At 70.9% G+C, this 20,373-nt stretch carries 18 protein-coding genes and 1 tRNA gene; 11 read left to right on the forward strand and 8 right to left on the reverse strand.

From position 1 onward, the window contains the following. Nucleotides 1-3 precede the first annotated feature (3 nt). Nucleotides 4-1,365, forward strand: coding sequence for an NAD-dependent succinate-semialdehyde dehydrogenase (locus MTES_RS12110; protein WP_013585550.1), 1,362 nt, complete (start codon nucleotides 4-6; stop codon nucleotides 1,363-1,365). A gap of 61 nt (nucleotides 1,366-1,426) precedes the next feature. On the opposite strand, the gene MTES_RS12115 is transcribed toward MTES_RS12110, so the two are convergent. Together MTES_RS12115 and MTES_RS12120 are read right to left on the reverse strand one after the other, a co-directional pair. Then, complete coding sequence (locus MTES_RS12115; RefSeq protein WP_013585551.1) at nucleotides 1,427-4,207, reverse strand: hypothetical protein; 2,781 nt, start codon at nucleotides 4,205-4,207, stop codon at nucleotides 1,427-1,429. Continuing rightward, nucleotides 4,204-6,033: an HSP90 family protein gene (locus MTES_RS12120; RefSeq protein ID WP_013585552.1), complete on the reverse strand. Its 1,830-nt coding sequence runs from the start codon at nucleotides 6,031-6,033 to the stop codon at nucleotides 4,204-4,206. Before MTES_RS12120 ends, MTES_RS12115 begins: the two co-directional genes overlap by 4 nt. A 257-nt stretch (nucleotides 6,034-6,290) precedes the next feature. Here MTES_RS12120 and MTES_RS12125 point away from each other — a divergent pair. The 3 genes from MTES_RS12125 (at nucleotide 6,291) to nusG (ending at nucleotide 7,874) form a co-directional block, all read left to right on the forward strand. Next, a tRNA-Trp gene (locus MTES_RS12125) sits at nucleotides 6,291-6,363 on the forward strand. Between the two features lie 43 nt (nucleotides 6,364-6,406). Continuing rightward, nucleotides 6,407-6,682, forward strand: coding sequence for a preprotein translocase subunit SecE (gene secE / locus MTES_RS12130; RefSeq protein WP_013585553.1), 276 nt, complete (start codon nucleotides 6,407-6,409; stop codon nucleotides 6,680-6,682). 61 nt (nucleotides 6,683-6,743) lie between these two features. Next, complete coding sequence (nusG, locus tag MTES_RS12135; protein ID WP_013585554.1) at nucleotides 6,744-7,874, forward strand: transcription termination/antitermination protein NusG; 1,131 nt, start codon at nucleotides 6,744-6,746, stop codon at nucleotides 7,872-7,874. A 547-nt stretch (nucleotides 7,875-8,421) separates the two neighbouring features. Here nusG and MTES_RS12140 read toward each other — a convergent pair. Further along, a complete protein-coding gene (locus tag MTES_RS12140; RefSeq protein ID WP_013585555.1) occupies nucleotides 8,422-9,381 on the reverse strand; it encodes a hypothetical protein in 960 nt (319 codons plus the stop codon). 385 nt (nucleotides 9,382-9,766) lie between these two features. Here MTES_RS12140 and rplK point away from each other — a divergent pair, with 385 nt between their 5' ends. The 6 genes from rplK (at nucleotide 9,767) to MTES_RS12170 (ending at nucleotide 14,563) form a co-directional block, all read left to right on the forward strand. Next, complete coding sequence (gene rplK / locus MTES_RS12145; protein WP_013585556.1) at nucleotides 9,767-10,198, forward strand: 50S ribosomal protein L11; 432 nt, start codon at nucleotides 9,767-9,769, stop codon at nucleotides 10,196-10,198. Between the two features lie 11 nt (nucleotides 10,199-10,209). After that, nucleotides 10,210-10,902: a 50S ribosomal protein L1 gene (rplA, locus tag MTES_RS12150; RefSeq protein WP_013585557.1), complete on the forward strand. Its 693-nt coding sequence runs from the start codon at nucleotides 10,210-10,212 to the stop codon at nucleotides 10,900-10,902. A 179-nt stretch (nucleotides 10,903-11,081) separates the two neighbouring features. Next, nucleotides 11,082-11,888, forward strand: a complete 807-nt coding sequence (locus tag MTES_RS12155; RefSeq protein ID WP_013585558.1) for an amino acid ABC transporter substrate-binding protein — start codon at nucleotides 11,082-11,084, stop codon at nucleotides 11,886-11,888. A 113-nt stretch (nucleotides 11,889-12,001) separates the two neighbouring features. Beyond that, on the forward strand, nucleotides 12,002-12,667 hold the full coding sequence (locus tag MTES_RS12160; protein WP_013585559.1) for an amino acid ABC transporter permease: 666 nt from the start codon (nucleotides 12,002-12,004) through the stop codon (nucleotides 12,665-12,667). Beyond that, entirely contained in the window at nucleotides 12,654-13,439 is a 786-nt protein-coding gene (locus MTES_RS12165; RefSeq protein WP_013585560.1) for an amino acid ABC transporter ATP-binding protein, read from the forward strand. The genes MTES_RS12160 and MTES_RS12165 overlap by 14 nt, the downstream gene beginning before the upstream one ends. Nucleotides 13,440-13,522: 83 nt before the next feature. Continuing rightward, nucleotides 13,523-14,563, forward strand: a complete 1,041-nt coding sequence (locus tag MTES_RS12170) for an NAD(P)H-dependent flavin oxidoreductase (RefSeq protein WP_013585561.1) — start codon at nucleotides 13,523-13,525, stop codon at nucleotides 14,561-14,563. Nucleotides 14,564-14,618: 55 nt separating this feature from the next. Here the strand turns inward: MTES_RS12170 and MTES_RS12175 are convergent, their stop codons facing one another. Together MTES_RS12175 and MTES_RS12180 are read right to left on the reverse strand one after the other, a co-directional pair. Next, nucleotides 14,619-14,894 (reverse strand): acylphosphatase, encoded by a 276-nt coding sequence (locus tag MTES_RS12175; protein ID WP_013585562.1) that lies wholly within the window; start codon nucleotides 14,892-14,894, stop codon nucleotides 14,619-14,621. A gap of 107 nt (nucleotides 14,895-15,001) precedes the next feature. Next, the gene (locus MTES_RS12180; RefSeq protein ID WP_013585563.1) at nucleotides 15,002-15,691 is read right to left on the reverse strand and encodes a LysE/ArgO family amino acid transporter; all 690 of its coding nucleotides are present in this window, start codon (nucleotides 15,689-15,691) and stop codon (nucleotides 15,002-15,004) included. 69 nt (nucleotides 15,692-15,760) lie between these two features. On the opposite strand from MTES_RS12180, the gene MTES_RS12185 reads away from it, so the two are divergent. Continuing rightward, nucleotides 15,761-16,648: a LysR family transcriptional regulator ArgP gene (locus MTES_RS12185; protein WP_013585564.1), complete on the forward strand. Its 888-nt coding sequence runs from the start codon at nucleotides 15,761-15,763 to the stop codon at nucleotides 16,646-16,648. A gap of 1 nt (nucleotide 16,649) precedes the next feature. Here the strand turns inward: MTES_RS12185 and MTES_RS12190 are convergent, their stop codons facing one another. The 3 genes from MTES_RS12190 to MTES_RS12200 form a co-directional block, all read right to left on the reverse strand. Continuing rightward, nucleotides 16,650-17,669 (reverse strand): NADP-dependent oxidoreductase, encoded by a 1,020-nt coding sequence (locus MTES_RS12190; protein WP_013585565.1) that lies wholly within the window; start codon nucleotides 17,667-17,669, stop codon nucleotides 16,650-16,652. Between the two features lie 541 nt (nucleotides 17,670-18,210). After that, nucleotides 18,211-18,675, reverse strand: a complete 465-nt coding sequence (locus MTES_RS12195) for a MarR family winged helix-turn-helix transcriptional regulator (protein ID WP_013585566.1) — start codon at nucleotides 18,673-18,675, stop codon at nucleotides 18,211-18,213. A gap of 1 nt (nucleotide 18,676) precedes the next feature. Beyond that, the gene (locus MTES_RS12200; protein WP_013585567.1) at nucleotides 18,677-20,371 is read right to left on the reverse strand and encodes an MDR family MFS transporter; all 1,695 of its coding nucleotides are present in this window, start codon (nucleotides 20,369-20,371) and stop codon (nucleotides 18,677-18,679) included. Between the last annotated feature and the right edge of the window lie 2 nt (nucleotides 20,372-20,373).

A 20,373-nucleotide genomic window follows, 5' to 3' on the forward strand; every position in this document is an offset into this window, starting at 1 on the left:
CCCATGAGCGATTACGCCGTCGTCAACCCGGCCACGGGCGAGACCCTCGCCGAGTACGACACCCTGTCCGACGCGGGAGTGGAGGCGGCTCTCGCCTCCGCCCACGAGGGCTTCCGCGTCTGGTCGCGGACCGCTCCGGCCGAGCGTGCCGAGGGGCTGCGCCGCGTCGCCCAGCTGCACCGGGAGCGTCGCGACGACCTCGCCGCGATCATCGTGCGCGAGATGGGCAAGCCTCTCGAGGCCGCGCTCGGTGAGGTCGACTTCGCCGCCGACATCACGGAGTACTACGCCGATCACATCGACGAGATCACCGGCGACACCCCGATCGACATCCTCGGCGAGGGCACCGCGGTGATCCGCCGCTCGGGCCTGGGGGTGCTCCTCGGCATCATGCCGTGGAACTTCCCGTACTACCAGGTCGCCCGCTTCGCCGCCCCGAACCTCGCGGTCGGCAACACCATCCTCCTGAAGCACGCCCCGCAGTGCCCCGAGTCGGCCGAGGCGCTGCAGCTGATCTACCGCGACGCGGGGCTCCCCGAGGGCGCGTACGTCAACGTCCGCGTGACCAACGACCAGGCGGCGACGATCATCGCCGACCGGCGCGTCCAGGGCGTCTCGGTCACCGGCTCGGAGCGCGCCGGGTCCGCGGTCGCCGAGATCGCCGGTCGCCACCTCAAGAAGGTCGCGCTCGAGCTCGGCGGATCCGACCCGTTCATCCTGCTCTCCACGGATGACCTGGATGCCGCTGTCCAGGCCGCCGTGGATGCGCGCCTCGACAACGTGGGTCAGTCCTGCAACGGTGCCAAGCGCTTCATCGTCGTCGACGACCTGTACGACGCGTTCCTCGAGAAGTTCACCGCCGCCCTCGGCGAGGCGAAGGTGGGCGACCCGTTTGCGGAGGACACGGTCCTCGGTCCCCTCTCGTCGCTGGCCGCCGCGGAGCGCCTCGACGAGCAGGTGCAGCGCGCGGTCGCGCAGGGCGCGAAGATCGAGGTCGGCGGCACGCGCGACGGCGCGTTCTACCCGGGCACCGTCCTCACCGGCGTCACGAGCGAGATGGACGCGTACGGCGAGGAGTTCTTCGGTCCCGTCGGCACCGTCTACCGCGTCGCGGGAGAAGACGAGGCGGTCGCCCTCGCCAACGACACGAGCTTCGGCCTCGGTTCCTACGTCTTCACCACGGATGCCGATCAGGCGGCGCGCGTGGCCGACCGGCTTGAGGCGGGCATGGTCTACGTCAACCTCGTTCTCGCCGATTCGCCGGAGCTTCCCTTCGGCGGCGTCAAGCGCAGCGGCACCTCGCGCGAGTTGGGCCTGCTGGCCGCCGACGAGTTCGTCAACAAGAAGCTCATCCGCACCGCGTGATCCGAACGCGACGACGGCGGCATCCTCTTGGGATGCCGCCGTCGTCGTCTTCGCGGAGGAATCAGGCCGGGAGCGTGCTCCGGACCTCCGCGGCCTCCCCGTGGCGGCCGAGGCCCTCGAGCGCGTCCCCCAGATCGATCGCCACGGCCTGGCGCAGCTGCTCCTCGTCGGCCGCGTGCTCGAGCGCCGAGCGCAGGATCGCGACGGCCTCTTCGGTGCGGTCGGCTCCGAGGAGGATCCGCGCGGCGACGAACTCGGATCCGCCCGCCTGCGGGACGCCCCCGACCGAGAGGAACCCGTCGGCCGCCTGCAGCGCGCATGCCACCGCTTCGTCGATCCGACCCGCGTTCGCGAGGAACCGCGCGCGCGTGTCGAGCAGATCGGCGACGACCCACGGGGCATCCTCCGCGCGACCGATCTCGATCGCCTCGTCGAGGTTCGCGAGAGCGTCGTCGTCGCCGCGATACGCCTTGACCTGGGCGAGCGAGTGCAGGGCGTCTGCGAGCATCCCGCGGTTCTCGGGGTCGGTCCGCGCCACCTCGACGGCGGTCGTGAGCGTGTCGACGGACTCATCCGTCTCTCCGAGGCGGCCGAGCAGTTGCGCCCACGCGACGAGTGCCGAAGCGCGGCGAGCGGGCTCTTCCGCCTCCTCGTGCAGGTCGGCGGTGATCTCCCACGCGCGCAGCGCGTTACCCCACTCCTCGGCGTGCTCGAAGGCGCGCGCGAGCAGCCCGACCGTGATCGCGCGGGACCCGGGAGCCTCGCCGGCCGCCGTCTCATCCTGCAGGACCTCGTCGATCACCTCGACGGCCTCGTGCGCAGCACCCGTCGCGAGCAGGGCGCGGCCGAGCCCGTACCGCAACGCGACCGTCGACTCTCCGGCGGCTTCGAGGCGCTGCACCGCGAGGCGGTAGCTCGCGACGGCGCGCTCGTTCTGGCCCGCGCGCTCGGCGTACTGGGCGCCCAGGGAGAGGGCGGTGGCGACCACCTGCCCCTCGGCGTCCCAGACGAGGAGCAGGCGCGCTGCCTCGTCGGCGTCGTCGGCACCGCGGGCGGGATCGCCCAGGGCCTCGCTGAGTACCGCGCGGTCCGTCAAGACGTGGACCCGCCGTCCGACCTCCAGCCGCTCATCCGCGAGGAGCTCATCGAGCACCGCGATCGCGTCCATCGGGGCCTCCTTCGCGCGATGGACGTCGGCCTCCGTGTGAGCGAGCGCGTGCGCGCGATCGATGTCTCCCACCCGGGAGTGGAGCTCGCGTGCCTCGCGTGCCGTGCGAAGGGCCTCGTCGAAGCGCCCGGCGACCATGTGCCCGTACGTCACGATCGTCAGGAGTTGGCCGCGCACCCCGAGCGGAGCGTCCGGGTGCTCTTCGAGCGCGCGGGCGGCGAAGGCGTCGTCCTTTCCGAAGAGAGCCGGGCCGAGCTTCTCCTCGACGTCGGCCCGCGCCTCGTCGCCGATCGCGCGCAGAGCCTCCACCCGCGCCGGGAACACCTGCGCGGCGTCGTCGAGGCGGTCCTCCGCGAGCAGGCCGCGCAGCAGCAGGAAGGTCAGGGGGACGCGGTCGGCAGCGTCGGCGTCGTCGAGCACGTCGGCGATCGCGTCGATCGATGACGCGGTGCCCAGAGCCCCGAGCATGCGCGCACGCACCCGCCGGTCGGCGGGCGTCCACTCGCGCGGGGCCGCCGCCGGTGCCGCGAAGCCCCCGGACGACAGCGGCACGTCGTAGTGCTCCCCGGCCAGAGCCCGTGTTCGCTCGAGGCGCCGCGCGTGCGCGTCGGTCCCGTTGCGCGCGTCGAACGCGCGAGCGATCTCGTCGGCGTGCGCCCAGCAGAGGGCGGCGAGCTCGGATGCCGTCACCTCCGCGTCGCGCGGTCCGAACAGCGGCGCGAGCTCGGCGGCATCCGATCCCCGCACCGGGGTGTCGCCGTGGCCCGCGCGGGTCACGGCGTCCAGCGCGAGGCCGAAGGCGGCCAGGGCCTCCTGGTGGGCCTCCGCGTTGAGCCCGTCGTGCGTCAGCCAGCGCAGGTGCTTCTCGATCAGGCTCAGGGCGCGCGCCTCGTTGCCGGTCACGGTGCAGAAGACGACGTGGTCGGCGATGATCGTGAGGTTGTCGGGGTTGTCGCGGGCGAGGCGGTAGCTGCGCGAATGGAAGGAGCGCGCCTCATCGAACCGCCCGGCGCGCAGCAGGGGGAGCAGCACGAGAGCGAGGGCCCGCTCGGGCTCCTCTCCGCAGGTGAAGCCGCCCTCGACCATCTCCTCGACGAGGCGGATCGACTCGTCCTCGTTCCCGGTCTCGGCGAAGAACCCGGCGAACTGGCTGCGGACGCACGCGTCGCAGTGACTGTAGTCGTCGCGCGGAGTGGCCTCGAGGCGCTCGCGCAGCGTGGCGGCTTCCTCGATGCGGCCCGCGGCCCAGGCGTCCTCGAAGCGTGCCATCAGGGCTCCGCTGAGGCCGACACCGGCTCGGCGATAGTGCTGCTCCATGTCGTCGAGCACCGCATCGATCTGCTCGCTCGAGAACTCGGGGGAGCCGCGCAGAGCCCCCGCCATCCACTTGTACTGCCACAGCAGATCCCCGGCGGGCTCGATCTCGGCGGGGAAACTCTCGGGATCGGCCTCGTGCTGGGCGAGGCACCAGGCGAACGAGGTGAGCATGAGATCGGTGTCGCCGATCATGTTCGCGCTCGAGGTCTGTCGCAGGCGCGCCTCGTACTCGAGACGGGTGTCGCCGCTCTCCTGGGCCCGAGCGACGGCCTCGGCGACGAGGGCTCTCTCCTGGGGACCCCACGGCGTCCGGTCGATCTCGTCGAACAGGGCGCGGATGTCTTCGGCGGCGGTCATGCGGATCCTTCCGGGGCGGGGCGGGGGGAGGTGGCCTCGGCGGCGAGGTCGACGAGGTCGGCGAGAGCCGACGACATGAGCGCGCGATCCGCGGTGCCGAGGGGGTGGTGACCGGCGAGCAGCGCCTGCACGTACAGGACCTGCACGCCGGCGGTGAAGGCGCGTCCGTCGGGGGTGTGTGCGAGGCGCTGCACGGTCGGGTTGGTCCAGTTCAGGCACAGGCGCGACGACGGGGCGTCCTGCTTCTCGTCGCGTCCGCGGGTGCTCGCGCGCTCGGCGCGGTCGAGGACGCCGGCCCACAGAGCCCCGCCCGCGCTGCGCGCACGACCCCGGTCGAGGGCACGCAGCACCTCGGGGTCGGCGACGAAGAGGGCGGCGGCCTCGGGGCGCTCGAAGGAACGGGCGACGACGTCCACGGTCGCCAGGGCCGCCCGCGCGCGGTTCTCGAGCGAGACGACCGTCGCGCGCGCGTCCAGCGGCGGGGGAGCGAGCCGGTCGATCTCATCGACCACGTCCACGGCCTCGACCCGCACGTCCGGGAAGACCTCGGGCAGCAGCCGGATCAGCTCGTCGTCGTAGAGGTACCCGCCGTTGACGAGCGTCGTCCCCGTGGGAGCCACGCTCACCACCTGTCGGAAGGCCTCGACGGTCTCGGCGCAGCGGACGGGAGAAGAGCGGCGCACGAGATCGTCGATGCGCAGGCGCCCGACGTTGGTCTCGACCGAGAGCCACGGCACGATGAAGCGCGCCAACTCGTCGTCGTGCCGCACGAGCGACTTCAGAGCCACCTCGTGGACGCCGACGAACTGCGCCAGACGCAGGGGGTCGCTGAGTGCGAGATCGAGGATCCACCGGCGCACGGCATCCCCCAGCTCCGTCCGGGTCTGCTCGAGCGCGTCGTCGTCGACGAGGGCTTCGCGACTGGCGGTCGGATGCAGTCCCGCCGAGTCGACGACGGCGCGCACGAAGAACGCCCAGTCCGGCAGCAGATCTTCGGCCCGCTCGGTGAGCAGCATGCGCTGGAGGTAGACGCGGGTGCTCTGACGGGCGGTGGATGCCGGGGCGAACGGCAGCACGAAGGCCAGCCCGCGCGTCTGCGTGGCGGGGACCGAGAGCGGGATGATCGCGAGCGGTTCGGCGCCGAGGAGCTCCCGGCCATAGGCCGCCTGTTCCTCGCGGTCGTCGCCGAGGAACGGGGGAGTCGCGGTGACGATCGTCTCCCCGCCCGCGGGGAGGTCGACGCTCACCGTCACGGGGAGGTAGCGACCGAACGTCTCGGCGAGCTCGACGACGGTCGCCGTGCTCAGGAGGGAACGGCTCTCGCCGCGCGGGCGCAGGTGGACGCTCGTACCCACGGGGATGTCCGCGGCGCCGGGGCGGACCTCGAAGGTGCCGTCGGCATGACCGACCCACTCGACGGGATCGGCGCCGTGGGCGCTGCGCGAGCGGATGACGATGTCGTCGCACACCATGAAGCACGAGAGCATCCCGATGCCGAACTGCCCGAGGAAATCCGAGCGCGGCAGATCGAACACGTCGCGCTTGGAGCTGCGCCCCACCGTCGCGAGCAGGTCGGCCACGTCCTCCGGAGTGAGTCCGACCCCGTCGTCACGCAGGACGAACTCTTCGGATGCCGCGCTGACCGGTGTGATGCGGACGCGTCCGCCGCCGCCGTCGGCCTCCCGGCGCGCCGCGATCGCGTCGACGGCGTTCTGCAGGAGCTCGCGGAGGAACACGCGCGGCCCCGAGTAGATGTGGCGGCTCAGGAGGTCGATGACACCCCGCAGATCGACTTGGAACTGCTGGGCGGGCGCCTGCGAACTCATCGGTGCTCCTGGATCTCTCGACGGTCGCCGGTCAGTCGGGGGCCACGGGGGCGACCACCCTCCAGCCTATCCAGGGGCCTTTCCCGAGGGCAGCCTCGGAGCGCGCAGTTCGTCGGCGGCGTGCCCGATGCCGTACACTTGCAGTGCAGTCGAAATCTGCATTCTTTCGCCGTGCCTCGCGCACAGGCGGCATCCCTCCCCGAGAGATCCGTGGCGAAAGCGTGCCGGGTTTCGAATCCTGGATCCATCCGGATCTTAGGGCGGTAGCTCAATTGGCAGAGCAGCGGTCTCCAAAACCGCAGGTTGCAGGTTCGATTCCTGTCCGCCCTGCGCACAGCACACGCTGGCAACGAATAGCGACCTAGGTGGTTCGATGACGCAGGACGAGGCGAAGGGCGAGGTCGTCGCAGACCGCGGCGCGCCCCGCGAGAAGAAGCTCAACTTCTTCGCGCGGATCGCTCTTTTCATCCGTCAGGTCTTCACGGAGCTGCGCAAGGTCGTCACGCCCACGCGGCAGGAGCTGATCAAGTTCACCGCCGTGGTCCTCGGGTTCGTCGTCGTGATGATGGCGCTCGTGTACGGCCTCGACCTGCTGTTCGTGTGGCTGACCAGCGCCGTCTTCGGCGTCCCGAGCACCGCCGGCGCCTGACCGGCGTTTCGGCGACGAGCGGCCCCCACGAGCGGTCGCACTTCAACGGAAGAGATCATCAGTGTCTGAAAGATATGTCGACGACGCCGATTGGGCGACGGCTGCCGAGCAGTCCAGCGAAGACGACGAAGCCCAGGAGGGCAACGTGCTCGCCTCGCAGGAGCACGCCTCCGACGCCGCCGAGCACACCGCCGTCCACGTGGTGGACGACGCGGACGCAGAGCTCGACGAGGATCTCGACGACATCGACATCACCGACCCGGAGGCTGACGCGATCGTGAACGACGCTCTCGAGATCGACGAGACCAGCGAGGCCGAGGCCGCCGCCGAGGTCCTGAACGACGCGCTCGCCGAGGAGGAGGCCGAAGAGGCCGCCGAAGCCGCCGCCGAGGTCACCCCCTACGACGGCCCCGACATCAACGGCGAGCCCGACGCCCCGGTCCTCGACGAGGAGTTCGTCGACGAGGTCCAGGCCGCCGCCGGCGTGGTCGACGAGGTCGAGGCATCCGAGTCTCCCGCCGACGCCGCTGAGGCGCCCGTCGACCTCGACGACGCCGACGACGAGGACGCCGACCCGTACGAGGCGTTCCGCACCGAGCTCCGCTCGCTCCCCGGCAAGTGGTACGTCATCCACTCCTACGCCGGCTTCGAGCGCAAGGTGAAGGCCAACATCGAGCAGCGCAAGTCGACGCTCGAGGTCGAGGACGACATCTACCAGGTCGAGGTCCCCATGGAGGACGTCGTCGAGATCAAGAACGGCCAGCGCAAGATGGTCAACCGCGTGCGCATCCCCGGCTACGTGCTGGTGCGCATGGACCTCAACGAAGACACCTGGTCGGTCGTCCGTCACACCCCCGGCGTCACGGGCTTCGTGGGCAACGCCCACAACCCCACGCCGCTGCGTTTCGAAGAGGCCTTCAACATGCTGAAGAGCCTCGTCGAGGTCAAGGAAGCCGCTCCGACCAAGGCGGGTGCCGCCAAGGGCGCCCCGGTCGCGACGCGCTCCCTCCCCGCCGAGGTCGACTTCGAGACCGGCGAGACCATCACGATCAAGGAAGGCTCCTTCGCGGGCCTGCCCGGCACGATCAGCGAGATCAAGCCCGAGAGCGGCAAGCTCACCGTGCTCGTGTCGCTCTTCGAGCGCGAGACCCCGGTCGAGCTGTCGTTCGACCAGGTCACCAAGATGCTCTGACGCCCCCCGCGTCCTGCGCGAACGCCCCGCCCGGCCTGCCGGCGGGGCGTTCGCCGTTCCGCCCCTCCCCGCGCCCGTGCGCCTCCCCGCGCCCCCGCCGCGCCCACCGCCCGTCCTCGCCGATAAACGCCATCGGTGCCCATAAACGCGGCGCCGGACCGTGTCTCGGCGCGAATGGCGTTTATCGCCGCGTTGCCGTGACACGCGCCCACGCCCCGCCCCCGCCGATAAGCGCCATCGGTGCCCACAGACGCGGCGCGCGGCCGTGTCTCGTCTCAAACGGCGTTTATCGCCGCGTTGCCGTGACGCACAACGCCGGTCGCCCGCCGCCGTCCGCCGTCGGTGCGCCGCAGCCCCGCGCCCGCCCGCCGTCGCCTGGGCGCTGCGGCCCCGCCGCCCCCGTCGCCGTGCGCCGCGGCCTGCGTTTATCGGTGCGCCGCGGTCCCGCCGCACCCCGGGCCCTCCCGCGCGATAAACGCCGCCCGTGCCGAGACACACGGTGCCGGACTGTGTCTCGGCAGGCGCGGCGTTTATCACCGCAGCTCGGTCACTCGGAACGCGGGTTGAGCCCGACGCCGCGGAGGTTGCGCCCGTCGACCCGCGACACCACCGGAAGTCCCGCGGCGATGAGCGCAGTGCGGAGGCCGTCGACCCTCAGCGCTCCGCCGTAGTCCCAACGCGCGATGCGCCACCCCGCCCGTCGCAGCGCGTCCTCGCGCGTCTTCTCAGCCCGGACGGCCTTCGCAGCGGCGTCCGCGTCGTGACGGTCGTACTTCTCCCATCCGTCGAACTCGCCGATGACGCGGTGCTCCGGCCAGCAGAAGTCGGATCGATAGGTCCGACCGCCGACACGGTGCTCGGTCTGCAGGTCGACGGCGGGGAACCCGCACCACTGGATGACCGCCCGACTCACCGACTCGCCCACGGATTCCGACCGCGCATCACCACGGGCCAAGACCCAGTCGAGCTTCCGACGACCCCGCGGATTTCGCTGCGCCGCGGCGAGATCTGACAGCTCGATCGAAGCGATGGCTCCGGTCCTGAGTGCGGCATCCGTGACCGCCAATCCGAGCGCGGGCGGCAGGACCCGCGCAAGATCCACGACGACGTCCGCGAGAGGGGAACACCGGATGCCGCTGTGCTCGACGGCGCGGCGAGAGTCGGCGCTCGTGTGCACGCGCACGTCGCCGTAGGCCACCGAACGCGCGCGCCGACCGTCGAAAAGGTGGATGTGTCGAGGATGGCCGAAGATGGGCAGGCCGTGCAGGGCCGCCGCCGACTCGTGGGAGAACACCGCGCCCGCGTTGACGAGTCGGAACGCGTGCACCCGCAGGAGATACCTGTCCCACGGCGGCAGTGCCTCCCACCCCTCGCGTTCCGTGTACACCCCGGGTCGGACGCGATGCAGGTCCGGGTCGCGCGACGGGTGCGATCCGGGTGCGGGGTTCTCGACCGCCGCGAACAACGGGAGAGGTGCGCCCCGCAACGCGGGGGAATTGGCATCCATTCGCCGAGGGTGCCGCAAACGGCACACCCGACGTGACCGGCTGTGCATAACCCGGCCGCATTGCGCCGATAAACGCCGTTCGTGCCCAGACTCGCGGCCTCGCAGCATGTCTCGGCACGAACAGCGTTTATCGGCAGATGGGGCGGGCGGGGACCGCAGCGGCGGGACCGCGGCGGCGGGACCGCGGCGGGCGCGGCGGCGCGGGCGCGGCGGCGCGGGCGGCGGCGCGGGCGCGGGGCAGGGGAGGGCGCGGGATGCCGAACGGCGCGGTGTCGCGTACAATGGCAAGGTTGCGTGCGTCAGCACGGCGACGACCGCTGTCCGGAACCGCCGGATGTGCGGGAGAGCGCGGGCAGCCGCCCGGGCTCGAGGAAAGGAAAAGGATATGGCACCCAAGAAAAAGGTGACCGGCCTGATCAAGCTCCAGATCAAGGCGGGCGCGGCCAACCCCGCGCCGCCGATCGGTCCGGCGCTCGGTCAGCACGGCGTCAACATCATGGAGTTCTGCAAGGCCTACAACGCGGCGACCGAGGCCCAGCGCGGCAACGTCATCCCCGTTGAGATCACGGTCTACGAAGACCGCAGCTTCACCTTCATCCTGAAGACCCCGCCGGCGGCGGAGCTCATCAAGAAGGCGGCCGGCCTGGCCAAGGGCTCGTCCACGCCCCACACGGTCAAGGTGGGCAAGCTCACCAAGGACCAGGTTCGCGAGATCGCCACCACGAAGCAGCCCGACCTGAACGCGAACGACATCGAGGCCGCCTCGAAGATCATCGCCGGCACCGCCCGTTCCATGGGCATCACGGTTGAGGACTGAGGGAGATAACAATGGCTACCAAGTCCAAGGCATTCCGCGCCGCAGCTGAGAAGATCGCGGCCGACACGTTCTACACCCCGACCGAGGCCGTCGCCCTCGCGAAGGAGACCGGCTCGAAGAAGTTCGACTCGACCGTCGAGGTCGCGCTGAAGCTCTCGGTCGACCCCCGTAAGGCCGACCAGATGGTCCGCGGCACGGTCATCCTGCCCCACGGCACGGGTAAGACCGCGCGCGTCATCGTCTTCGCCAACGGCCCCGCGGCCGAGGCGGCCCTCGCCGCCGGCGCTGACGAGGTCGGTGGCACCGACCTCATCGAGAAGGTCGCCGCCGGCTACACCGCGTTCGACGCGGCCGTCGCCACGCCCGAGCTCATGGGCCAGGTCGGTCGCCTCGGTAAGGTCCTCGGACCCCGCGGCCTCATGCCGAACCCCAAGACCGGCACCGTGACCCCCAACCCGGCCAAGGCCGTCGAGGAGATCAAGGGCGGAAAGATCGAGTTCCGCGTCGACAAGCACGCCAACGTCCACTTCGTGGTCGGCAAGGCGTCGTTCTCGGCCGAGCAGCTCGACGAGAACCTGAAGGCCGCGCTCGAGGAGATCATCCGCCTCAAGCCGTCGAGCTCGAAGGGCCGCTACATCCAGAAGGGCGCCGTCTCGACCACGTTCGGTCCCGGCATCCCGCTGGACGTCAACGTCCTCGTCTGACGATCGTCACCGGAAGCCCCGCTGCGCCTCGCGCCGGCGGGGCTTCCGCGTGTCACGGGCATCCCGCAGATGCACGGACGTGCAACACGGCGTCATCCGGGAAGACTCTTCGCCCGCCCCGTGTTGTGCTGAGAGGCGCTCTTCGCGCCACCCCCCACCTCCACCACCAAGGAACAGCTATGCCCCGTCGCCGTTTGACCGTCCTCGCCGCCACCCTGGGCCTGAGCGCCCTCGCGCTGACCGCCTGCAGCGGCGGCACGACCGCCGGGGCCACCCCCGGGGCGGGAGCCGAGTACGGTCTCGTGTCCGACGGCACCCTGACGGTCGCCACCGAGGGCACCTACCGTCCGTTCTCGTTCCACGAGGGCGCGGGCGACCTGACCGGCTTCGACGTCGAGATCGCCAAGGCCGTGGGCGACAAGCTCGGTCTGCAGGTGAAATTCCAGGAGACGCAGTGGGACGCGATCTTCGCGGGCCTGGATGCCGGACGCTTCGACGTCATCGCCAACCAGGTGTCGATCAACCCCGAGCGCCAGCAGAAGTACACCTTCAGCGACCCGTACACCGTGTCGCGCGGCGTCATCGTCACCACGGACAGCGACACCTCGATCTCGAGCTTCGCCGACCTCGCGGGGAAGACCACCGCCCAGTCGCTCACGAGCAACTGGTACGAGCTGGCCACGCAGAGCGGCGCCCAGGTCGAGGCCGTCGAGGGCTGGGCCCAGGCCGTCGCGCTGCTGAAGCAGGGACGCGTGGATGCCACGATCAACGACCAGCTGACCTACCTCGACTACGAGAAGACGAACAGCCCCACGGGTCTGAAGATCGCCGCCCAGACCGACGACACCTCCGAGAGCGCCTTCGCGTTCAAGAAGGGCCAGGACAAGCTCGCCGAGGCCGTGAACGGTGCCCTCGAGGAGCTGCGCGCCGATGGCACGCTCGCCCAGATCAGCGAGAAGTACTTCGGTGAGGATGTCACCCAGTAAGCACCCGCTGTAAACCCCCGCGGATCTCCCTCTCCTCACCCCTAGCGTGGGGGGAGGGCGACCCGCGCCCGTGGGACAGACCCGGGCGGATGCCCGCGTGACGAAGGAGGCTCATGAACGACGTCTGGTCGTTGATGCTCGACTCGTTCTGGCCGATGGTGCTGGCAGGACTCCGGGGCACCATCCCGCTGTCGCTGGCGTCGTTCGCGATCGGTCTCGTGATCGCTCTGTTCATGGCGTTGCTCCGCCTCTCGCGCAACGTCGTGCTGTCGGGGATCGCGCGCTTCTACATCTCGATCATCCGTGGCACGCCCCTGCTCGTGCAGCTGTTCGTGATCTTCTACGGCCTGCCCACGATCGGCGTCACGATCGACCCGTTCCCCGCGGCGGTCATCGCGTTCTCGCTGAACGTCGGTGGCTACGCGGCAGAGGTCATCCGCGCCGCGATCCTCTCGGTTCCCCGGGGTCAGTGGGAAGCCGCGCACACCGTGGGCCTCACCCCGACCAAGACGCTGACGCGCATCATCCTCCCGCAGGCGGCTCGCGTCTCGGTGCCTCCGCTGTCCAACACGTTCATCTCGCTCGTGAAGGACAGCTCCCTGGCATCCCTCATCCTCGTCTCGGAACTGTTCCGGCAGGCGCAGAACATCGCCGCGTTCTCGTACGAGTTCATGGCCGTCTACCTCGAGGCGGCGCTCATCTACTGGCTGTTCTGCCTCGTGCTGTCGTTCGGGCAGAACGCTCTCGAGAAGAGATTGGACCGCCATGTCGCCCACTGACATCCCTCTGCTGCAGGTCACGGGTCTCGAGAAGAGCTTCGGCACCAACCGCGTGCTCGACGGCGTCGATCTGGAAGTCCGTCGTGGTGACGTGCTCGTGCTGATCGGCCCCTCGGGTTCCGGCAAGACGACGGTGCTGCGCTGCCTCAACGGGCTGGAGACTCCGGATGCCGGTGTGGTGGCGTTCGACGGGGGTCCGACCGTCGACTTCGCGGGGAAGGTCACCAAGACCGATCGCACCGCTCTGCGCGACCGCTCCGCGATGGTCTTCCAGCATCACAACCTCTTCCCGCACCTCACGGTGATCCAGAACGTGATCGAGGGACCCGTGCAGGCCCACGGCGTTCCGAAGGTCGAGGCGATCGCGCGAGCCGAAACTCTCCTCGCGCGCGTGGGGCTGACCGAGAAGCGCGACGCCTACCCCTCGGAACTCTCCGGTGGGCAGCAGCAGCGCGTCGGGATCGTGCGCGCGCTCGCGCTCCAGCCTCAACTGCTCCTGTTCGACGAGCCGACCAGCGCCCTCGACCCCGAGCTCGTCGGCGAGGTGCTCACGGTGCTGCGCGAACTCGCGAACGAGGGCTGGACCATGGTCATCGTGACCCACGAGCTCGGCTTCGCGCGAGAGGTCGCCGACGAGGTGCTCTTCTTCGACGAGGGCGTGATCGTCGAACGCGGCGCCCCCTCCGAGCTGCTCCGCGCGCCGAAGAAGGAGCGCACGCAGCGGTTCCTCAACCGTCTGTTGCGCCCTCTCGACGGGCCCGACCCGGCCTGACTTTCGACCGGCGAGCCTTCGCCGTGTCCGCGCGTGACCGCGACGTCGGCGCAGACCCGGCGCGGCCCGGGTAGCGTCGGAGCATGCGCCTCGCGAACCTGCTCGGCATCGACGTCCCCATCGTCCTCGGACCCTTCGGCGGCCTCTCCTCGGTGGCGTTGGTCGCCGCGGTGAGCGAGGGCGGCGGTCTCGGCTCGTTCGGTCTCTACGGATACACCCCCGACCGCATCCGCGACACGATCAACGCCCTGCGCGCGGCGACCTCGCGACCGATCGCCGTGAACCTCTGGCTTCCCCGCGGCGACGAGGTCGCCCCCGCCGACGTCGATGTCGAGCCCTTCGTCCGCGCCGCCGCCCCGCTCTTCGAGGCCGCGGGAGCGACTCCGCCGACGCCACCGGCATCCTTCCTCCCCCCGCTCGCCGACCAGCTCGACGCCGTGTTCGAGGCGCGCCCCGACGTGCTGAGCGTGGTCTTCGGGATTCCGGATGCCGACACCCTCGCGCGTGCGGAAGGACTCGGCATCCGGGTCCTCGGCACCGCGACCTCGGTCGCCGAGGCGGTCGCGCTCGAGACCGCGGGGGTCGACGCGATCGTCGCGACGGGGGCGGAGGCCGGCGGACACCGCGTGTCGTTCCTCCGCGACCCCGCGCACTCGCTGGTGGGCACCTTCGCGCTCGTGCCGCAGGTGGTGGACGCGGTGGACGTGCCGGTGATCGCGGCCGGGGGCATCGCCGACCGGCGGGGCGTGGCGGCCGCCTTCGCGCTGGGCGCCGAGGGGGTGCAGGTGGGAACGGCGTTCCTCCGCACGCGGCAGTCGGCCGCGACCGCGGGGCATCGGGCGGCGATCGCCGCGGCGGCCGACACCGACACCGTGCTGACCCGGGCGATGAGCGGACGTTTGGCGCGTGGCATCCCGAATCGCGCGATGCGCGAGCTCGAGGCCGCGGGGATGATCGCGCCGTTCCCCGCGCAGAACTGGCTCACCGGAGTGTTCCGGGCCGCGGCGGCCGCGTCGGGCGACCATGAGCTGGCGTCGCTGTGGGCGGGGCAGGCGGCGGGTCTCGCGCGGTTCGACGACGCGGGCGAGGTACTGGATGAGCTGCGGGCAGGGGTGCCCGGGTAGCAGGACTCGCCGAGGGTGCATCGCGGATGCGAGCCCTACGGAGCGATGGCCCCGCTCAGGCGGTCGCGCGGATCTCGAACCCGTCGGGGGCGGTCTCGGAGCTGTCCGCGACATCGACGTGATCGACCGCGGCCGACGGCGGGCCGTGATGCGCCCACGCGAGGACGTCGTCGACGATCGCCGGGTCGCCCGACAGGAGGGCCTCGACCGTGCCGTCGCGTCGGTTGCGGACCCACCCCCGCACTCCCGCGCGCTGCGCCTCTTGCAGCAGGGCGTACCGGAACCCGACACCCTGCACCCGTCCGTGCACCGTGATGGTCACTGTTGGCATGGGTCCATTCTCGTCGCCGCTCCCCGGTCCTTCGGGGGCGTTTGTCGAGTCGGCGCGCAACCACCGCGCCCCGAACCCGGCGATGTCCGGGCAGACGCGACCGCTGCTCAGTGCGGCAGCACCAGCGAGAGCGCGATCGCGAACATCACCACCGCGATGAGCGCGTCGAGGATGCGCCAGGCGCGAGGGGTGTCGAGCCAGCGTCCGAGGAACCGCGAGCCGAAGCCGAGTCCCGCAAACCACACGAGACTCGCGAGGCACGCGCCGACCGCGAAGGCCCAGCGTCCGTCCCCGTGCGTCGACGCGACCGAGCCGAGCAGGAAGACCGTGTCGAGGTACACGTGCGGGTTCAGCCACGTGAGGGCGAGGCAGGTGAGCACGGTGGCGGCGAGGGTCGTGCGCGCCGGGCGGGTCTGCACCGTCGTGCCGCCGGCATCCGGGATCGACGGGGATGCCGCGGTGTCGACGCGCAGGGGGTCGACGCGCAGGGGGTCGACGCGCAGGGTCTCGCCGCTCGGGCGCCACGCCCGCCGCGCGGCCAGCACGCCGTAGCCGACGAGGAAAGCCGCGCCCGCCCACCGCACGACGACGATGAGCCAGGGCAGCGCCTCGAGCAAGACACCGATCCCCGACACCCCGAGCAGGATCAGCACGGCGTCGGAGACCGCGCAGACCGCGACGACGGCGACCAGATGCTCGCGGCGCACGCCCTGGCGCAGCACGAACAGGTTCTGCGCGCCGATGGCGACGATGAGCGAGAAGCCGAGGCCGAGGCCGGCGAGCAGGGGAGTGAGCACGCTCCGACGCTAGAGCCGCGAACGAGCAAAGCCCAGCTCAGGATTCTCACGTACCGTTAGCATCGCTTCATGTCCATTCCCCTGGATCTCGCTCGCACTCTCGCCGTGGTGGTCGAGGAGGGGACTCTGGATGCCGCAGCCCGCCGCCTGCACGTCACTCCGTCCGCGGTGAGTCAACGCATCCGCGCGCTCGAGGATCAGCTCGGTCGGGTCGTTCTCGTGCGCTCGAAGCCCGTGCGCACCACGGAGGCGGGCGACGCCGTCGTGCGTCTGGCCCGGCAACTCGCGCTCCTCGAGCACGACGCGCTCGCGGCGATCGGCGCGGAAGGCGGAGCTGTGGCATCCGTTCCCCTCGCGGTGAACGCGGACTCGCTCGCGACGTGGTTCCTCCCGCCGCTGGCGCGAGTCGCGCGGCGCCGTCCGGTCGTCTTCGACCTGCACCGCGACGACCAGGACTTCACCGCCGGACTCCTCGAGGCCGGCACGGTGATGGCTGCGGTGACCTCGCGAGAGACCCCGGTCGCCGGCTGCCGCGTGCGTCGGCTCGGCGTCCTGCGGTACGAGGCGGTGGCAATGGTGTCGTTCGCGGCGCGCTGGTTCCCCGACGGTGTCGACGCCGAAGCGCTCGCGGCGTCGCCCGTCGTGGACTTCGACCGCCGCGACGACCTGCAGACGCAGTGGCTGACACGGCGGGGAGTCGCGGCGGCGGAGCCTCCGCGGCACCGGGTTCCGGCATCCCAGGACTTCGCCACCGCTGTCGAGCTGGGGCTCGGGTGGGGGCTGTTGCCGAGCTTCCAATCGGCCGCGGGCCTGTCCGAGGGCACGCTCGTGCGGCTCGGGGACGACCCGATCGAGGTCCCGCTGTTCTGGCAGCAGTGGAACCTCACCTCGGCGCTGCTCGACGATGTCGCCGAAGAGGTCGTCGAGGAGGGGCGGCGCGTCCTGGCCGCCGCGTGACTCAGTCGTCGCTGACCTGCAGCACGATCTTGCCGCGCGTGTGGCCGCGCTCGAGTTCGGTGTGCGCGGCGGCGGCCTCGTCGAGGTCGAAGACCCGGTCGATGAACACCCGCACCGCGCCCGAATCGAGCAGGCGCCCGATGGTCGCGAGCGCGGCACCGTCGGGGATCGTCTTGTAATCGGTCGACCGGATGCCACGAGCCGAGGCCGCCTCGCGGAAGCCCGGCCACGCCCCGGTGGGGACCTCGATGAGCAGGCCGCCGGGGCGGAGCACCTCGAGGGAGCGCGTGCCGGTGTCGTCGGCGACGTTGCCGATGAGGTCGATCACGACGTCGACCTCGGACACGACGTCTTCGAACCGGGTCGAGGTGTAGTCGACGACCTCGGCGGCACCGAGTTCGCGCAGCCAGTCGAGGTTGCGGGGCGACCCGGTCGCGATGACGTGCGCGCCGAAGTACGCCGCGAACTGCACCGCGAAGTGTCCGACGCCGCCGCTTCCCGCGTGCACGAGGATGCGCTGCCCCTGGTGGGCGAGCGCAGTCTCGACGACGAGGCCCCAGGCGGTCAGGGCGGCGACGGGGACGCCCGCGGCCTCGACGTACGACAAGGATGCGGGCTTGCGGGCGAGCGACAGGGTCGGCACCACGGCATACTCGGCGTACCCGCCGGGGGTTCGGGGGACCGCGGCCATGCCGTACACCTCGGTGCCGACCGGGAAGGGATGCGCGTCGAAGGGGGCGCGTACCACCACGCCGCTCACATCGAGCCCGAGGACGGCGGGCCACGCGTCGATCGCTCCCGACATGCCGCGGCCCGCGCGGGTCTTGGCGTCGATGGGGTTGATACCCGCCGCGACGACGCGGACGAGCACCTCGCTCAGCACCGGCGTGGGAACGGGGACCTCGGCGACGTGCAGCGCCTCGGCGGCGCCGGGAGCATCGAAGACGGCAGCCCGCATGACGTCGGGGACCGCGGGTGCGGGGTCGATGCTGGTCTCGGGACGCGTCGATCGGAATCTCATCGGGCGCTCTCTCTCGCGTGCGGTCGCCGGCGGCGACGCCGCCGCGGTGCCCTCAGTCAAGCGCGCCATTGTCTCCGCGGTGTTACACCTCGGTCACCGTGTCGCGACGGGGCGTTCAGCGGTCCGCGGTGGCGCTGTGCGGTCGGCGGTGGCGGTGTGCGGTCGGCGGTGCGCGGTCCGCGGTGCCGCTCTGCGGTCTGCGGTGGCGCTGTGCGGTCTGCGATGGCGCTGTGCGGCCTGCGGTGGCTGTGCGCGGTGCCGCTCTGCGGTGGCGGTGGCGGTGCGCGGTCCGCGGTGCCGCTCTGCGGTCTGCGGTGGCGCTGTGAGGTTCGCGGTGCCGCTCTGCGGTCCGCGGTGCCGCGCGCTGGTCCCTGTCGTGCGCGCGCCCACAGCGCTGCGGGCCTGCGTCCCCCGATCGAGTGTCCAGAACATCCGGACGTTCTGAGAACGTCCGGATGTCTTGGACACTCGGCGGGGGTTCGCGGCACGGGCTCCCGCGGCGCGGGCTTTCGCGGCGTGGGCTTCCGCGGGAGGGCGGCGCTCAGTCGCGAGAAGGGACCTCGCCGACGGCGAGGGCGTGCAGCAGCGTCGAGAGATGGCGGATGTCGACGACCGACCAGTCGGCCATCGCCTCGTACAGCCTGCTCTCATGCGGGGCGCGCGCGTCGGCGAGGCGTTCGTGGCCCAGCTCGGTCACCGAGATCAGACGCGATCGACCGTCGTTCGGGTCGGGCGTGCGGCTGACGAGGCCCAGGTCTTCGAGTTCGCTGATCGACCGGCTGAGGAAGCCCTTGTCGGCCGCCAAGCGCTCGGCGAGTGCCGACAGCGTCAGTGGGCCGAAGCGGCTGACGACGGAGAGGGCCTTGAACGTGGCCGGCAGCATCCCGGGGCTCACGCGTTCCGCCGCTTCGGAGACGAAGCGGCGGAACACGGTCATGAGCTCCGAGAACGACGACTCCAGGGCCTGCACGGCCTCGCGGCGGTCATCGCTCAATTCGCTCGTCACGTCAGACATCCTCTCCCATCTGAGCCTCGCGGCGTGCACGGCGTGAGGGAGTGGCATCCTGCGTCGGCACCGCACCGGTCGCGGCCAGCGTCGCCATGCCGGCGGGAACCGACACGGTGGCGAAGTCGGCCTCGCTCGCCGCCACGCGCTCCGTGGTCGTCATGCGGGTGAGGGGGCGGTTCGGCAGGAACAGGATCGCGATGAGGCTGACCACGGCGACCGGCACCGCGATGAGGAAGGAATGAGCGATCGACTGGGCGTAGATGTCCTCGACGATGACACGGACGCTCTCGGGCAGGGTGGACACCTGCGGGATGGTGCCCGACTGCAGCGACTGGGCGACCGAGGCACCGTTGGCGCCGAGTCCCATGATCGCGGTCTTGAGGTCTTCGGCCCGGTCGGTGAACAGGCTCGTCGCCATGCTGGCGAGCGCCGCGCCCATGACGGAGACGCCGATCGTGCCGCCGAGGCTGCGGAAGAACGTCACGCCCGAGCTCGCCGCACCCATCTGCGTGGGGTTGGCGGTGTTCTGCACGATGAGAACGAGGTTCTGCATCGTCATGCCGACACCCGCGCCGAGGAAGAACATGTAGAGCGAGACGAGGGCGAAGTTCGTGTCGTAGTGGATGGTCGACAGCAGGTACGAGCCCGCGATCAGGAGCACACCGCCGGTGATGAGGAACGGCTTCCAGTGCCCGAAGCGCGAGATGAGCGCGCCGACGACGATCGACGAGACCAGTAGACCGCCGATCATGGGGATCGTCATGACACCGGCTTCGGTGGGCGTGGCGCCGCGCGCCATCTGCATGTACTGGCTGAGGAACACCGAGGTGCCGAACATCGCCAGGCCCGTGGCGATCGAGGCGATCGTGGCGAGGGTGAAGGTGGCATCCCGGAACAGGGTCAGGGGCACGAGGGGCTCGGACGAACGGAGCTCGACGACCACGAACAGGATCGCGGCGAGCACGGCTCCGCCGACCATGAGCACGGTCTCGGTGCTGGCCCAGTCGAAGGACTTTCCGGCGTTGGTCACCCAGATGAGGATGAGCGAGACCGCGGTCGACAGCAGCACGATGCCGAGGTAGTCGATCTTGACCGTGCGCTTCGCGCGCACCGGGAGGTGCAGCGTGCGCTGCTGGATCAGGAGAGCGGCGACGGCGAAGGGCAGGGCTACGAAGAAGTTGAAGCGCCAGCCGAACGCGTCGGTGATGACACCGCCGAGCAGCGGCCCGCCCACGGTGGCGACGGCCATCACGGCGCCGAACAGGCCCATGTAGCGCCCGCGCTCGCGGGGGCTGATGATGTCGGCCATGATCACCTGGCTGAGGGCGGCCAGGCCGCCGGCACCCAGACCCTGCACAGCGCGGAAGGCGATGAGCATGTCGGTGTTCTGCGAGAACCCGGCGGCCGCGGTGGCGAGCACGAAGATCGCGATCGCGATCTGGATGAGCACCTTTCGGTTGAACAGGTCCGCGAGCTTTCCCCAGATGGGGGTCGAGATCGCGGTGGTGAGGAGGGTCGCGGTGATGACCCAGGTGTAGGCGTTCTGGTCGCCCGACAGGTCGTGCACGATGACGGGCAGCGACGTCGAGACGACGGTCGAGGCGAGCATCGACACGAAGGTGCCGAGCAGCAGCCCGATGAGGGCGGGGAGGACGCGCCGCTGAGCGGGCGCGTCGACGGAGGTGGTTGCCATGC

The organism is Microbacterium testaceum StLB037, assembly GCF_000202635.1.
Taxonomy (GTDB): domain Bacteria; phylum Actinomycetota; class Actinomycetes; order Actinomycetales; family Microbacteriaceae; genus Microbacterium; species Microbacterium testaceum_F.